The sequence below is a fragment of the Kitasatospora sp. NPDC034023 genome, assembly GCF_055575795.1.
This window is the reverse complement of sequence record NZ_JBVIRY010000002.1, coordinates 290,166-303,013: the sequence shown is the minus strand read 5'-3', so window position 1 is coordinate 303,013 and position 12,848 is coordinate 290,166. Positions and strand designations below refer to the sequence as shown.

The following is a 12,848-nucleotide window of genomic DNA, read 5'->3' as shown; positions in this document are numbered from 1 at the left end:
CGGGAGTTCGTCCGACCCGGTGCCGCGGTGGCCCGCCACGCTGCGAGGATGTGAGTTCAGGAAGTTCAGCCGACCAAAGCCGGTCGGCCGGGGCCGCGGGGGATACACCTGGAAGGCGCCCCGGGAGAAACAAGGGAGGAACAACGTCATGGTGGTCACGCTCGCCAAGGGCGGCAACGTCTCGCTCACCAAGGCCGCGCCGAACCTGACGCAGGTCCAGATCGGCCTCGGCTGGTCCGCCCGTTCGACCACGGGCGCCCCGTTCGACCTCGACGCGAGTGCCCTGCTCTGCGGTGGCGGACGCGTGCTCGGTGACGAGTACTTCGTCTTCTACAACAACCTCAAGAGCCCCGAGGGCTCGGTGGAGCACCAGGGAGACAACCTCACCGGCGGCGACGACACGGGTGACGACGAGGTGGTCCTGGTCAACCTGGACCTCGTCCCGGCGCAGGCGGAGAAGGTGGTCTTCGCGGTCTCGATCTACGAGGCCGAGGCGCGCCTGCAGAACTTCGGGCAGGTCCGCAACGCCTACATCCGGGTCGTCAACTCGGTCGACGGCCAGGAGATCGCCCGCTACGACCTGTCCGAGGACGCGTCCAACGAGACCGCGATGATCTTCGGCGAGCTGTACCGCTACGCGGGCGAGTGGAAGTTCCGCGCGGTGGGCCAGGGGTACGCCTCCGGCCTGCGCGGCATCGCACTCGACTTCGGCGTGAACGTACAGTAGGGGCGGAAATCGGACCATCGCACCCGACCCGATCATGAGAACTGAGGGCAGTGCGGGGGTGACCTGACCGGGCCCGGCCCGGTCAGGGCGTCTCGGGGACGAGGCCGCCCCCGGCACGGCCAGAACCCGAAAGGTAGCCAACTCCCGTGTTCCTCCGCACATTCGGCTGGTCGTTCGCGATCACCGCCATCGGCCTGGCTGCGGCCGGACTGCTCTGGGGAGCCCAAGGCTTCGGCATCGTGCTGATCCTCTCCATCCTGGAGATCTCCCTGTCGTTCGACAACGCGGTGGTCAATGCCACGGTGTTGAAGCGGATGAACCCGTACTGGCAGAAGATCTTCCTGACCGTCGGCGTGCTGATCGCCGTCTTCGGCATGCGCCTGGTCTTTCCGCTGCTGGTCGTCGGACTCACCGCGAAGCTCAACCCCGCGACGGTCATCGACCTCGCGCTGCACTCCGACAAGACCTACGACGGCCTGACCTACGGCCAGTACCTGGAGGCGGCCAACCCGGCGATCGCCGCCTTCGGTGGCGTCTTCCTGCTCATGATCTTCCTGGACTTCGTGTTCGAGGAGAAGGACTACAACTGGCTGTCCTGGATCGAGCGCCCGCTGGAGAAGGTCGGCAAGCTGGAGGCCTTCTCCACCGTCGTCGCCCTGGTCGCCCTGCTGCTGGCCTCCAACTTCTTCGCCGGGGAGCACGCCGAAACCGTTCTGCTCGCCGGTGTCCTCGGCCTGGTCACCTACCTCGTCGTCGGCGGCCTGTCCTCGATCTTCGAGTCCGGCCTGGAAGAGGAGTCCGAGCGCGAGGAGGAGGCGGAGAAGTCCGGCAAGTCGGTCGTCCAGGTCGCCGGCAAGGCCGCGTTCTTCCTGTTCCTCTACCTGGAGGTCCTGGACGCGTCGTTCTCCTTCGACGGCGTGGTCGGCGCGTTCGCCATCTCCAGCGACATCTTCCAGATCACCCTGGGCCTCGGCATCGGCGCGATGTACATCCGCTCGCTGACCGTCTTCCTGGTCCGCAAGGGCACCCTGGACGACTACGTCTACCTGGAGCACGGCGCGCACTACGCGATCGGCGCGCTGTCCGTGATCCTGCTGGTCGGCATCAAGTACCACATCCCGGAGATCGTCACCGGCCTGATCGGCGTCGCCTTCATCGGCCTCGCGCTCGGCTCGTCGATCCTGCGCAACCGGCGCCAGGGCGCGGACGAGGAACCGGAGCTGGTCGGCTCCGACACGTAGCCGCCGCCGGCAGGACATGCGAAACGGCCGCCTCCGGGAAATCCCGGGGGCGGCCGTTTCGCGTTGTGCGTCGTGTGTTGTGCGTCGTGTGGTGCGCGTTTTGAGTTGTGCGTTCCGAGTTGTGCGTCGCGCGTCGTGCGGGGGTGGGGTCAGCCGAGCTGCTGCTCGATCGCGCGCAGCTTGCGCTCCAGCGAGTCCAGCTTCGGCATCGACAGGGTGTCGTCGTCGGCCGACAGGTCGATGGACGAGCCGCGACGGGACGAACCGAAGGTGTCGGCCGAGGAGCTCGAGGAGCTCGAGGAGGACGAATAGGCCGAGGACGACGAGTAGTCCGAGGACGACGAGTAGCCCGAGGAGGACGAGGCGGACGAGTACGTCGAGGGGGACGAGTACGAGGAGTACGAGGAGCCCACGGCGGCGCGGGGGCGGCGGCCGCTGTCCAGGGCGGCGGGCTCCGCCGAAGCGGTGGAGGTGTGCGAGGTCGAGGAGGTGGCGTCAGTCTCCGCGGCTAGGGCAGGCTCCGTAGCGCTCGGGCCGTCTCCGGCAGCCGTGAGGGCGGGCACCTGGCGGCCACCGCGGGCCCGGGCCAGCATGCCGCCGCCCTGGCGGGAGATGGCCTTCAGCTCGGCGCGCTCGCGGCGGTCGGCGGTGCGGGCGCGGACCTTGGCGTCCAGCTTCGCCTGGCGCTCCTCGCGCACCTCCTCGACCGCCTCGTCCAGGCTGCGGACGTTCTCCAGCAGCATCAGCGACCAGGCCGCGTAGGTCTCACGCGGGGCGCGCAGCCAGCGGACGATGCGGATCTGCGGCAGCGGGCGGGGCACCAGGCCCTGCTCGCGCAGCGCGGCCTTGCGGGTCTGCTTCAGCGCGCGGTCGAACAGGATTGCCGCCGAGATCGACATGCCGGAGAAGAACTGCGGGGCGCCGGCGTGGCCGAAGCCGCGCGGGGCGTGCACCCAGTTGAACCAGGCCGAGGCGATCGCGAACACCCAGACCAGCAGCCGGGAACCGAGCGCGGCGTCACCGTGGCTGGCCTCGCGGACGGCGAGCACCGAGCAGAACATCGCGGCGCCGTCCAGGCCGAACGGGACGAGGTACTCCCAGCCGCCGGCCAGGCCCAGGTTCTCCTTGCCGAAGCCGACCAGGCCGTGGAAGGACAGCGCGGCGGCGACACCGGCACAGCAGAACAGCAGCGTGTACGAGGAGATGCCGTAGATCATCTCCTTGCGGCGGCGACGCTCCTCGCTGCGCTCCCAGGAGTCGCCGGCCTCGTCCTTCTTCGTGTTCTTGAAACGCAGCGTCGCCATCAGGACGGAGACGAACAGCAGGGCTGCGCCGCCGACGACGGTCCAGACCAGCTGTATGGAGGTCAGGTTCATTGCGGGTCGGGCCTCGGGTTTCCGCAGGGGACAGGTTCACAGTGCGACACAGGCGGTCAGGTTCCGCCGCGCGGGCACTGCCTGACGGTTTGTTCGTCACCGCACGGCTGCCCCACCGCGCCCGCGCAGGGGCGGGCGGGACACCTGTGCGGCTAGACGATATCGCGTCCGAAGGGGCGGCATGTTACGGGAGGGCGGCTTGCTCCGGCCAATCGACCCGCCGGTTCGGCTGTGGTTCGCCCGTGGTTCGCCTGGCGGGGTAGGGGAGGGCGTGGACGGGGTATCCGTCGGCCGGGCCGATGCCCGATCATTGGTCGGCGGAACGTCAGATCGCCTGGCGGGAGCAGGGGGAGAGGACGGGATGGTCTCGATCTGGGAGTACCTGCGCGGGGACCGGAGCTACACCTTCGACAACCCGGGCGGTCAGCACAAGGTCATACTCACCAAGTCGGCCCCGCAGCACGCGATCACCGGGTCGGCCGCCACCACCGGCTACCTCTACGTCAACCTGCACTGGTCGATGCGCGCCGGCACCGGCCGTTCGAGCACCCGGGACACGGTCAAGCGGTTCTTCAGCCCGCGGATCCTCAGCCCGCGGGAGCCGGACTCCCCGCAGGGCAACGAGCCGATGAACGTCGACCTCGACCTGGCCTGCATGTACGAACTCTCCGACGGCTCCACGGGCGTGGTGCAGCCGCTCGGCGGCCTCTTCGGCGACCTCCAGAACGCGCCCTACGTCAAGCTCAGCGGCGACGACCAGTACGGGGCGCCGTCGGGCGAGACGATGTACGTCAACCTGGAGAAGAAGGACAAGTTCAAGCGGCTGCTGATCTTCGTCTACATCTACGACGGCACGCCGGCCTTCGAGCAGTCGCAGGCGGTGGTGACGATCGTGCCGCAGACCGGTCCTCGGATCGAGATCAAGCTGGAGGAGCGGGCCCGGGCGGCGCGCTCCTGCGCCGTGGTGCTGATCGAGAACGCCGGGGACAACCAGCTGACGGTGCGCCGCGAGGTGCGGTACGTCAACGGGTTCCAGTCGGACATCGACCGGCTGTACGGGTTCGGGATGCAGTGGCAGCGCGGCTACAAGAACCAGCCGGGCGGCGACTGACGGACGCCGCGCGTTCGGGGCGGGGCCGCCGGTGTCGGGCGGCCGCCGCCCCGGACGGGTGTCAGCGGGGCTGGAACTGCGGGCCCTGCGGGGGCAGCGCGAACTCCTCGCCGGTGGGTGCCGGGGACTGGCCGGCGGGAGGCTGGCCCGTCGGAGGCTGGGGCGGGACGGGCGGCTGCTGGCCGGTGCCGGGCGGCGGGTAGCCGTAGCCGCCCGGGTGCGGCTGCGGCGGGACGGGCTGGTTCGGCGGGGGGTAGCCGTAACCGGCGGCCGGCTGCTGCTGGTACGGCTGGGTGGGCTGCGGGTATCCGTAACCGGTCCCGGGCTGCGGGTAGCCGTACCCCGTGCCGGGCTGCGGCGGGGGGTAGCCGTAGCCGGTGCCGGGCTGGTGGCCCGGTGGCGGGGTGGGCGGCGCCGGCGGGACGGCCGGGGGCGCGGTGGGCGGGGCCGCCGGCGGGGGCGTCATGGTCGGTGGGGTCGAGGGCGGCGGCGGTGCGGTGAGCGGTGCGCCCGTCGGTGCGCCCGTCGGTGCGCCCGTGGTGGCGCCGACCGGGGTCGGGGAGGCCTGCGGCTGCGGCTGGGGGACGGCCGGGGCCAGGGTGAAGGTGCCCGGCTCGGGGGCGGCCGAGCGCCGGTCCGGCAGCGGGGTGCTGCGCGGGTCCACCGCGCCGGTGGGCGAGCCGGTGGAGACCGGCGCCGGGGTCGGCGCCGGACCGGGTGCGGCGCCCGCCGCCTCGTCCTCGACGGTGATGCCGAAGTCGGTGGCCAGGCCGATCAGCCCCGAGGTGTAGCCCTGGCCGATCGCCCGGAACTTCCACGACCCGGACCGCCGGTACAGCTCGCCCGCGACCAGCGCGGTGACGCTCTCGGCGTCGCTGATCCCGAACTCGGCCAGCGCGGGCGCGCCCTCCCCGGCCGTGGCGTCGAACAGCAGCAGCCGCAGGCCCGGCACCGCGCGGAAGGGTCCGCCCTCGGAGGAGCCGGCCAGCACCACGCGGTCCACCTCGGCGGGCAGCTTGCCGAGCTCGACCTCGATCGTGTCGATGATCTCGGCGCCGCCGGAGGTCTGCTGCTTGGGCAGGTGGCGGACCAGGCCGGAGGGGTGGCGCGGCTGGTTGTAGAAGACGAAGTCGGCGTCCGAACGGACCCTGCCGGTGGCGCCGAGCAGCAGCGCGGACGCGTCCACGTCCGGCGCACCGGGCGTGGCGCTCCAGCGCAGCACGGCGCGGACCGCCGCCGCCGGCAGTGCGATGTTGGCGCCCTTGGCCATCACGTGCGTCATAGCGGACCATCCTGCCTGTTCGCCACCCCTTCGGACAACGTGACCGGACCGGTCCCCGCCGGGTCGGACTTTGCCAAGACTTGCGCTTCCTGGGGTTTGGCGCCGCCGAACCCATGATCGTCCAAGTGGACCGGGATGTTCCGGGAGTTCAGTGCCGGGGAACCGGGGGCGGCCGGATCCCGTCCGTACGATGGGCGGTCGTAGGCCCCCCGGGGGGTTCGGCGGAGGGACGTCCACCGGTGGCGCGACCGGGGAACCATGGCACCCGGTCGGCCGGTTGACCAGGGTGTCGGCCGGTTGACGGCGGCCTCGGCCGGTCGGCGGCGACGCCGTCCGGTCGACAGGGGCGTCGTCGGCAAGGGGCCGAGGCCCGTCCACATTCTGGAGGAGAGCACCTTGCGCCATTTCGGCCACCTCGCCGAGGACGTACGCGGCCGGCTCTTCCTGGAGCAGCCCCGCGCGTTCACCGCGCAGAGCGAGCCCGAGGTGCTCGCCACCGCGCTCGGCGGCACCCTCTACAGCCCGGCCACCAGGCCCGCACTCGCCGCCGACATCCGCAAACAGGCTGCTCGGGGCGTGGTGTCGATGGTGCTCTGCCTCGAGGACGCGATCGCCGACCACGAGGTGGACGCCGGGGAGCGGAACCTGGTCGAGCAGTTGAATGACCTGGTCAAGGATTTCACCGACTGCGCACAGAGTCACCCACTGCTCTTCATCAGAGTCCGCGCTGCCGCCCAGATTCCCGACCTGGCCCAGCGGCTCGGTCCGGCCGTCGAGCTGCTCAGCGGCTTCGTGCTGCCCAAATTCACCCCGGAGAACGGCGGCGCCTACCTGGCCGCACTCGCCGCCGCCGAGGCCGCCACCGGGCGACGGCTCTTCGCCATGCCCGTCCTGGAATCGCCCGAGCTGGCCCACCTGGAGACCCGGCGCGAGCAGCTCTTCGGCATCGCCGAACTGCTCGCCGGACACCGGGAGCGGGTACTCGCCGTCCGCCTCGGCGTGACCGACCTCTGCTCCGCTTACGGCCTGCGACGCTCGCCCGACCTGACCGCGTACGACGTCGCGCTGGTCGCGGCGGTGATCGGGGACGTGGTCAACGTGCTCGGCCGGGCGGACGGCACGGGGCACACCGTCACCGGCCCGGTCTGGGAGTACTTCCCCGTGCAGGAGCGGATGTTCAAGCCGCAGCTGCGCCGCACCCCGTTCACCGAGGCCTCGTTCGGCGCCGCCGTCGGGACCGTCCGAGCCTCCGGCGAGGAAATCCGCCGCCGGATCATCGAGCACGACCTGGACGGGCTGATCCGGGAGGTCGAACTCGACCGGGCCAACGGCCTGCTCGGCAAGACCTGCATCCACCCCAGCCACGTGCCCGCCGTGCACGCACTCTCCGTGGTCACACACGAGGAGTACTGCGACGCCCGTGACATCCTCCGCCAGGAGCAGGACGGCGGCGGGGTACTGCGCTCGGCGTACACCAACAAGATGAACGAGGCCCGGCCGCACCGCGCCTGGGCGGAGCGGGTGCTCCTGCGGGCGGAGGTGTTCGGGGTGGCCCAGGAGGACGTGAGCTTCGCGGAGCTGCTGTCGGCCTGCTTGTGCGGCTGAGGCTGTTCGCGTGGCTGAGCGCGAGCCGTCGCCTCCCGTTTCCTTACGGCGGATAGGACGAGTTTCCGTACGGCGGACAGGACGAGCCGTGGATGACGGGCCATGGACGACGGGCCGTGGACGACGGGCCGTGGACGACGGGCTATGGACGACGGGCTATGGATGACGGGCCAGAAAATGACGAACGCACCATCGCACCACCGAAGGCAGGACCAGCAGTGACAGCAACACCGCAGACGTGGACCGGCCGTTGGGTCGCCGACCGGGCCGGGATCACGCTGACCGGCTCCGAGCGCCTCCCCGAACTCGTCGGCCTGGCCCTCCGGGAGAACCGCAAGCGCGCACACCTGCTGGTCTCCAACGTGCTCGGCAAGCACGTGCCACAGCGGCCCTCGGTGGTCCACGGTGCCGGACTCGAACTCGGCCGCCGGGTCCGCGAACTGCTCGGCGAGGAGACGGCCGCGCGGGCCGTCGTCCTCGGCTACGCGGAGACCGCCACCGGCCTCGGCCACAGCGTCGCCGACGGCCTGGACGCCCCCTACCTGCACTCCACCCGCCGCCCGGTGCCCGGGATCCCCCCGCTCGGCGGCTTCGAGGAGGAGCACTCGCACGCCACCTCGCACCTGCTGCTCCCGGCCGACCCCGACCTGTTCGCCGGGGACGGGCCGCTGGTGCTGGTGGACGACGAGTTCTCGACCGGCCGGACGGTGCTCAACACCATCCGCGAACTGCACGCCCGCCACCCGCGCGACCACTACGTCGTGGTCGCCCTGGTCGACCTGCGCTCCGCCGCCGACCGGGACCGGCTCACCGACGCCGCCGCCGAACTCGGCGTCCGGCTCGACCTGGTGGCCACCGCGAGCGGCGGCGTCGAGCTGCCCGAGGACATCCTGGACCGGGCCGAACGGCTGATCGCGGCGGCGACGGCGGGCGAGGTGGCCCCGGGGGGTGATGCGTCTGCGGTGGGCGACGTGCCTCCGGTGGGCGGCGTGCTTTCGGTGGCCGACCCCGCGCCGCTGGTCCGGGTCGAGCTGGACTGGCCCGCCGGACTCCCGGACGGTGGCCGGCACGGCTTCACCGTCCGCGACCGCGCCCGGCTGGACGCCGTACTGCCCCGGCTGGCCGGGCAACTGGCCGAGGCCCTGCCCGCCGAGGCGCAGCGGGTGCTGGTGCTCGGCTTCGAGGAGCTGATGTACGCGCCGCTGCGCCTGGCCGACACCCTGTCCGAGCAGCTCGGCGGCGACCGCGTCCGGTATTCCACCACCACCCGCTCGCCAGTCCTGGCGGTGGACGACCCCGGCTACGCCATCCGTACCCGGCTGGCCTTCCCGGCCCACGACGACCCGCAGGACGCCGCCTCGCGCGAGCGCTACGCGTACAACGTCGCCCCCGGCACCGACCCGGCGCGGCGCTTCGACGCCATCGTGCTGGTGGTGGACGACGTCGCCGACACCCCGGCGCTGCACCGGGGCGAGCGGGCACTGCTGGCCCGGCTGCGGGAGGTCACCGACCGGGTGGTGCTCGCGGTGTTGCCCTCGCACCGACCGGTGGCGTTGCCGGCCGGGGCGGGCGGGTCAGGCGGGTCGGGCGGCTCGGCGGGGTCAGACGGGTCGGGCGGGTCGGCGGGGTCGGGCGGGTCGGCTGCTGCTCTGCCGACGCCGCTGTACGGGCCGGAGTTCTCCTCGTACCGCGCCGAGGAGGTGGCCTGGCTGCTGAAGGACCTCACCGAGGTCGCCCTGGAAGCCCCCACCGAGGAGCGCGAGGAGGCCGTGCAGAACGGCGGCGCGCACTACGCCGAGTCGCTGCCGGTCGAGTACCAGCCCAGCCCCGAGTACCAGGAGCTGTTCCACCAAGCGCTGCACGGCTCCGCTCGCCGGATCGCGCTCGCCGTCGGCACCGTCGCCGAGACGCTGCTGCGCGAGCGCGGCCCCGGGTTGGTCCTCGCCTCGCTGGCCCGGGCCGGCACACCCGTCGGCATCCTGATCCGCCGCTGGCTGACCTTCGCCCACGGCCTGTCCGTACCGCACTACGCCGTCTCGATCGTGCGGGGCCGCGGCATCGACCCCGTCGCGCTGCGGTACCTGGCCGCCCACCACCGGGCCGAGGACGTGGTGTTCGTGGACGGCTGGACCGGCAAGGGCGCGATCACCCGCGAACTCGCCGACGCGCTGGCCGGCACCCGCTTCGACCCGGACCTCGCGGTGCTCGCCGACCCCGGCCGCTGCGTGCGCACGTACGGCACCCGGGACGACTTCCTGATCCCGTCCGCGTGCCTCAACTCCACGGTGTCCGGGCTGGTTTCGCGCACCGTCCTGCGGGCCGGGCTGATCGGGCCGGACGACTTCCACGGGGCCAAGCACTACACCGGGCTGGCCGGCAGCGACGTCTCGGCGGCCTTCCTGGACGCCGTGGCCTCCTGCTTCGGCGACGTGCGCGCCTCGGCGGTCGAGAGTGCGGACCGGCTGTCCGCCGACCCGGACCGGGCGCCCGACTGGGCCGGCTGGGCCGCCGTCGAGCGGATCAGCACCGAGTACGGCATCGACAACGTCAACCTGGTCAAGCCCGGCGTCGGCGAGACCACCCGGGTGCTGCTGCGCCGCGTCCCCTGGCGGATCCTCGCCCGTCGCGGCGCCGGTGCGGACCTGGACCACGTCCGGCTGCTCGCCGCCCAGCGCGGCGTCGAGGTCGAGGAGGTGGACGGCCTGCCGTACACCTGCGTCGGCCTGATCCACCCCCGCTACAGCCGCGGGGCGACCGGGGCCGACGGGCGGTCCGTGGCGTCCGAGGTGCCCGAGGTGCCCGAGGTGCCCGAGGTGCCTGACGTGTCTGTGGTGTCTGTGGTGTCTGTGGTGTCTCCGACGTTCGAGGTGTCCGAGGTGTCCGCGACGGAGGGGAATTCCTGATGGGTGTTCTGGTGGCCAGTGACCTCGACCGGACGCTGATCTACTCCGACCGGGCCCTCGCCCTGGACATTCCCGACCGGCTCGCGCCGCGGCTGCTCTGCGTCGAGGTGTACCAGGGCCGGCCGCTGTCCTACATGACCGAACGGGCCGCCGGACTGCTCGCCGACCTCGCCCGGCAGGCCCGCTTCGTCCCCTCCACCACCCGGACGCCGGAGCAGTACGAGCGGGTCAAGTTGCCCGGCCCGACCGCGGGTTGGGTCCCCGAGTACGCGATCTGCGCCAACGGCGGGCAACTGCTGGTGGACGGCGTGCCGGACCGGGACTGGCGCACCGAGATCACCGCGCGGATCGCCGCCGGCTCGGCCCCGTTGGAGGAGGTCGTCCGGCGGCTCGCGCTGTGCGCCGACCCGGAGTGGACGCACAAGCGGCGTGTCGCCGACGAACTGTTCGCCTACCTGGTGGTCGAGCGCCCTGCGCTGCCGGCCGGCTGGCTGGAGGAGCTGACCGGCTGGTGCGCCGAGCGCGGCTGGGCGGTCTCGTTGCAGGGCCGCAAGGTGTACGCCGTCCCGGCGCCGCTCACCAAGAGCGCCGCCCTCGCCGAGGTCGTACGGCGCGGCGGCGCGACCACCGTGCTCGCGGCCGGGGACTCGCTGCTCGACGCGGACCTGCTGCTCGCGGCGGACGCGGGGTGGCGGCCGGGGCACGGCGAACTGGCGGACAGCGGTTGGACGGCCCCCGGCGTCACCGCCCTCGAAGAGGTGGGGGTGACGGCGGGGGAGGAGATCGTCCGACGGTTCCTGGCGGGGGCTACAGCGGGTTAGCCGTCCTGGGCAGCGCGCTCTGGCCAGTGCTGTGGCCGACGCTTTGGCCAGCGCCTTGGCCAGCGCCTTGGTCGGCGCCCTGGTCAGCCCCCGCAGCAGCCGCCGCCACAGCAGCCGCCCCCACCCCCGCCGCTGGGGGCGGGGGCCGGTCGGCCGGCGGCCGCGCCGGTGACGGCGACGGTGGACAGCAGCTTCACGGTGTCCTCGTGGCCCTGCGGGCAGACGGCGGGGTCGCCGGACTGCGCCATCGGACGGCGGAGCTCGAAGGTGGCGCCGCAGGAGCGGCAGCGGAAGTCGTAGCGTGGCATACCGGCAGGGTACCGAGGTGACCCCGCCGGTTTCCCGCGGTCACCGGCTAGTGGTGTCCGCCCAGGTCGCCGCGGATCAGCCCGATCACCTGCGCGGCCGTCTCCCGCACCGCCGCCAGCTCGGTGAGGAAGACCCAGTAGTCGGGATGCCGGCCGGCCGACTCCAGCGTGGCCACCGCGCGGTCCAGCCGGGCCACCGCCTCGTCCAGCGGGGCGGCGTGCCGTGGGTCCGGCGCGCTGCGCCCGGCCATCGCCAGCCGCTGCGCGTCCCGGATGGCGAAGCGAGCCCGCTCGATCTCCCGGTTGGGGTCGTGCTGCACCTCGTTCAGCTGCCGCAGCCGGTCGTTCACCGCGACCACCGAGCCGTCCGCGGCGTCCAGCAGCGCGCGAACCGTCCCGATCGCGGCCGTGGCGTCCGCCCAGCGCTGCTCGTCCCGGGCACGGGCGGCCTCGGCGAGCTTGCGCTCGGCGGCGCGCCCGGTCTCCGCGACCTGGTTCGGCACCCGCTGCAGATCCTGCCAGCAGGCGGTGCTGAACCGGCGGCGCAGCTCGCTCAGGGCGGGCTCGACCGTCGTGGCCTTGGTCTCCAGCGCCTGGATACGGGTCCGCAGGCTCGCCACCCGCCGGTCGATCTCGCGCGCCCGCTCCGGCAGCTGCGCGGCGTCGGCGGCGATCGCCTCGGCGCGCTGCTTCACGTCGTCCGCGCGCTGCAGCGTGCCGGCCACCCCGTGCCGGGCCGGGCCCTCGTTCAGCCGCCCCAGCTCCGGAGCCAGCTCGGCCAGCCGGGCCGCCAGGTCGTCCGCCCGCAGGCCGGCGCCGCGCGCCTCGTCCAGCGCGTTGGAGGCCGTGAGCAGCGCGCGCTTGGCCTGCTCGACCGCCGGGGTGACCCGCATCAGCTGCTGCTCGGCGTGCTGGATGGTCGGCTGCAGACGGCGCAGGAAGTCGTTCAGTTCGGCGCGGGCGGAGCCGAGTTGGCCCTTCACGTCCTCCAGCTGGCGCCTGGCCTGCGCGGCCGCCCCCGCGTCCAGGGTCTCGCTGTCCAGGTTGTGGGCGTCGAGCGCGCCCAGGTAGTTCACGGTGACCTGGTCGACCCGGCCGGAGATCGCCGCCAGATCGGCCAGCGCGCGCTGCGTCGTCGGCCCGTCCTCCGCCGCACGGACCGTCTCCACCGCGAGCTGCACCTCGCGCTGGGTCTCCTCCAGCTCGTAGAACGCCTCCTGCGCCGCGGCCCGGGCCTCCCTGGCCCCCGCCCGTACGCCCTCCCCGCCGCCGCGCCGGCCCCACCAGCCGCCGGTCCCGGCCGACGCCAGGCCGACCGCCCCCAGCGCACCCGCCAGCACCACGGGCAACACCAGCGCGTCCGCCAGCGCATTCCCCGCCCGACGCCGCCCCCGCCCGCTCCCGCCGGCCACCGTCACTGCGCGCTCCCTGCTCCGACCCGCTGATCCGGCCCCCATTCTCCCCGATCACCCCG

Annotated in this window: 10 protein-coding genes; 6 read left to right on the top strand and 4 right to left on the bottom strand. The window is 72.9% G+C overall.

What is annotated here, in order from left to right; all coding sequences use genetic code 11:
• The first annotated feature begins 148 nt into the window (after positions 1–148).
• Positions 149–727 (top strand): TerD family protein, encoded by a 579-nt coding sequence (locus tag ACZ52R_RS04250; RefSeq protein ID WP_360492940.1) that lies wholly within the window; start codon positions 149–151, stop codon positions 725–727.
• A gap of 146 nt (positions 728–873) precedes the next feature.
• Positions 874–1,968 carry a DUF475 domain-containing protein gene (locus ACZ52R_RS04245; RefSeq protein ID WP_360492937.1) on the top strand — a complete coding sequence of 365 codons (1,095 nt, stop codon included), beginning with the start codon at positions 874–876 and terminating at the stop codon, positions 1,966–1,968.
• 149 nt (positions 1,969–2,117) lie between these two features.
• Here ACZ52R_RS04245 and ACZ52R_RS04240 read toward each other — a convergent pair whose 3' ends face one another.
• Positions 2,118–3,344 carry a DUF2637 domain-containing protein gene (locus ACZ52R_RS04240; protein WP_465620268.1) on the bottom strand — a complete coding sequence of 409 codons (1,227 nt, stop codon included), beginning with the start codon at positions 3,342–3,344 and terminating at the stop codon, positions 2,118–2,120.
• A 361-nt stretch (positions 3,345–3,705) separates the two neighbouring features.
• Between ACZ52R_RS04240 and ACZ52R_RS04235 the strand changes: the two genes are divergently transcribed.
• Complete coding sequence (locus tag ACZ52R_RS04235) at positions 3,706–4,455, top strand: Tellurium resistance (RefSeq protein WP_360492932.1); 750 nt, start codon at positions 3,706–3,708, stop codon at positions 4,453–4,455.
• Between the two features lie 61 nt (positions 4,456–4,516).
• On the opposite strand, the gene ACZ52R_RS04230 is transcribed toward ACZ52R_RS04235, so the two are convergent.
• On the bottom strand, positions 4,517–5,737 hold the full coding sequence (locus ACZ52R_RS04230; protein WP_465620271.1) for a TerD family protein: 1,221 nt from the start codon (positions 5,735–5,737) through the stop codon (positions 4,517–4,519).
• A gap of 396 nt (positions 5,738–6,133) precedes the next feature.
• Here ACZ52R_RS04230 and ACZ52R_RS04225 point away from each other — a divergent pair, with 396 nt between their 5' ends.
• The 3 genes from ACZ52R_RS04225 to ACZ52R_RS04215 all read left to right on the top strand — a co-directional run bounded on the left by ACZ52R_RS04225 (position 6,134) and on the right by ACZ52R_RS04215 (position 11,066).
• On the top strand, positions 6,134–7,342 hold the full coding sequence (locus tag ACZ52R_RS04225; RefSeq protein ID WP_465620273.1) for an HpcH/HpaI aldolase/citrate lyase family protein: 1,209 nt from the start codon (positions 6,134–6,136) through the stop codon (positions 7,340–7,342).
• A 158-nt stretch (positions 7,343–7,500) separates the two neighbouring features.
• Positions 7,501–10,245: a phosphoribosyltransferase gene (locus tag ACZ52R_RS04220; protein ID WP_465752693.1), complete on the top strand. Its 2,745-nt coding sequence runs from the start codon at positions 7,501–7,503 to the stop codon at positions 10,243–10,245.
• Complete coding sequence (locus ACZ52R_RS04215) at positions 10,245–11,066, top strand: HAD family hydrolase (RefSeq protein WP_465752691.1); 822 nt, start codon at positions 10,245–10,247, stop codon at positions 11,064–11,066. The genes ACZ52R_RS04220 and ACZ52R_RS04215 overlap by 1 nt, the downstream gene beginning before the upstream one ends.
• Positions 11,067–11,149: 83 nt before the next feature.
• Here ACZ52R_RS04215 and ACZ52R_RS04210 read toward each other — a convergent pair whose 3' ends face one another.
• Both ACZ52R_RS04210 and ACZ52R_RS04205 read right to left on the bottom strand, forming a co-directional pair.
• Positions 11,150–11,374 carry an FmdB family zinc ribbon protein gene (locus ACZ52R_RS04210; protein WP_465620279.1) on the bottom strand — a complete coding sequence of 75 codons (225 nt, stop codon included), beginning with the start codon at positions 11,372–11,374 and terminating at the stop codon, positions 11,150–11,152.
• A gap of 47 nt (positions 11,375–11,421) precedes the next feature.
• On the bottom strand, positions 11,422–12,831 hold the full coding sequence (locus tag ACZ52R_RS04205) for a coiled-coil domain-containing protein (RefSeq protein ID WP_465752689.1): 1,410 nt from the start codon (positions 12,829–12,831) through the stop codon (positions 11,422–11,424).
• Positions 12,832–12,848: the final 17 nt, after the last annotated feature.